This window comes from Paenibacillus sp. LT-B23 (genome assembly GCF_059417685.1).
The window spans coordinates 1-2054 of sequence record NZ_JBSQBM010000059.1 but is presented as its reverse complement, the minus strand read 5'-3'; the positions used below and the strand labels follow the sequence as shown (position 1 = coordinate 2054).

Genomic DNA, 2054 nt, shown 5'->3' with positions numbered 1-2054 from the left:
TCTAGAGGAAAAGGCGAATCTGAGAACACTTCTGTTCCAGCAAAAGTCTGACTACTCACTTAAGAATATCACGACACATGATCCGGTATTTTTTGATTCTATGCAAGGAACATTGTAAAAACGTACAAACAGTGCGCACCACATAGTTTCGGTACGCACTGTTTGTCATTAAATATAAGGCTTATTCGTAGGCGCCGATGTTCACAGAGGCTCCCTGTACTCGGGGCTTCCCGTCAATATCCAGCGTTCCGATGATGGCACGGTCCGTGTCACCAGCATCGATTGCCGGAGACGAAGACTGAAGATGGAAATCGCCGTTCGCGGCATTCACGAATTTAGGATCGGCAAACAGAGAATGGGCATCGTTGCCGGCTCCCTTTTTATAAGCGGAGAAACCCGTATATTCTTTATTTTTCCAAGTCCAGTTGGCTTCCGAGCTGCCGGCCGGAGCGAAATATAAATTATAATCCACAACATTGCCGGAATTTTTGGTGTATTCATTGTAGATCAGCACATCCGTGGAGCTGGCCACGAAAATATTGTTCTTGATCACGTTGTTTTGCGTATCGTACTGAACGAATAGCTGGCCGCTTCCGCCGCCAAGCGTATCGTTCTTGTACAGCGTGTTGTTCACGATCTTGCAGTTAACCGTCGAGCCGCGCTCATCATCGTAACCGCCCATGGCGATGCCGGTCAGCCGGTTGTTATATATCACGTTGCTGCGGACCGTAATATTGCTGGTGGCTTTGCCGGCATGCTCGGAGGCAATTTCGATGCCGATGTCGTTGTTGTAGCTGTAGTTCTGCTCGATAATGCTGTCCTTGCCGCCATCCACATAAATGCCGCCGGCCGAGTTGTCGTCTTTCTTGTAAGATAGGTTATTATTGGAAGAATTATTGTACACCCGGTTGCCCTTCACCAACCCGTTTCGCGCCTGATCGTAAGCGGTATTCGGCGCGGTTCCCTCAAAGCCAATCAGATCGATCCCGATGTTGTCATTATTGTGAATGAGGTTGTCGGTCACCGCAAAACCATCTACGTTGCCGTTTAAAACGAGCGATTCACTCGAACCCAGCACAAGATTGTAAAGCTCATTGCCGCTGATCGTAAGGTCGTGAATCGAAGCCGGAGCTTTCGTGCCATAAACAGCGATGCCGTGGGCGTCCCGGCCCAGCCGATCTTTGCCGGTCGGGGTGACCGTGTTTTTGATGTCATGGATTTTGTTGTTGGACAGATTAATGAAGCCGCCCGAACCGTGGACATAAATACCTACAGGCACCACGTTCTTGGAAGCAGTGGTAAAATTGCGGATTTCAAACCCCTGAACGGTAACGTAATCGACATCGGCCAGTTCGATCAGCCCTTGGGTCCCGCTGACCGAAAGTCCTGTGCCGTCAATGGTGGCGGTCTCCGTCCCATAGTTGGTGAACACGATGGGACCCTGCGAAGCGGAGCCGGAGCGGGTAATCTTCAGCTTCTGATTGTACACGCCGCCCCGGACGTAAACCGTGCTGCCCGCAGGAGCCACGTCGGCCGCGTGCTGCAGCGTCTTCCACGGCGCGTCGCTCGTTCCGGCGTTGGAGTCGCTGCCGCTCGTGGCCACATAATACTCTGTACCGGCCGCGGAGGCGGAGGGAGGCTGCACATTTCCGGCCGCTAGACCAAGCCCCAAAACTATGGCTAATGCCAGAAAAATTTCCCCGAGTTTCTTCATAATTCCTCATCTCCCTTTGTTTAGTCTTGTAAATTATACCATAAATTCACTAAGCCTGTCCCGCTTGCAAACGGAGGACGGCCTCCACAGTCGGCAGACTCCCGGTGCCTCCGATGCCAAGGCGTCGACAGCGCCCGTCGGCATTGGCGAATCGCAGCATTTCCTCGCTGCGCCGGCCTGCCTGCGATTTCCCCTGGCCGCCGGTGATCTGATGCTCCATGCCGACCGATACCCCCCTATGCTGACGGGTACCCTGGGACGGCGGTGTTGCCATACGAAATCCTCGGCCTCACAATCATGACGGAACCCACTGGACACAAAGACTTTATTTTCTCAAGAC

The 2054-nt window shown here is 52.7% G+C and carries 2 protein-coding genes; both read right to left on the bottom strand.

The genetic code is table 11. The annotated features are described in order from the left end of the window. Positions 1-181: 181 nt before the first annotated feature. Positions 182-1714, bottom strand: coding sequence for a right-handed parallel beta-helix repeat-containing protein (locus ACWXW9_RS28930; RefSeq protein WP_494932197.1), 1533 nt, complete (start codon positions 1712-1714; stop codon positions 182-184). Between the two features lie 49 nt (positions 1715-1763). Beyond that, positions 1764-1934, bottom strand: a complete 171-nt coding sequence (locus ACWXW9_RS28925; protein WP_494932196.1) for a hypothetical protein — start codon at positions 1932-1934, stop codon at positions 1764-1766. Positions 1935-2054: the final 120 nt, after the last annotated feature.

What these genes read in the sequence shown, in the direction of transcription:
- ACWXW9_RS28925 (WP_494932196.1), bottom strand. Translation starts at nt 1,934, where the DNA reads ATGGAGCATCAGATCACCGGCGGCCAGGGGAAATCGCAGGCAGGCCGG.
- ACWXW9_RS28930 (WP_494932197.1), bottom strand. Translation starts at nt 1,714, where the DNA reads ATGAAGAAACTCGGGGAAATTTTTCTGGCATTAGCCATAGTTTTGGGG.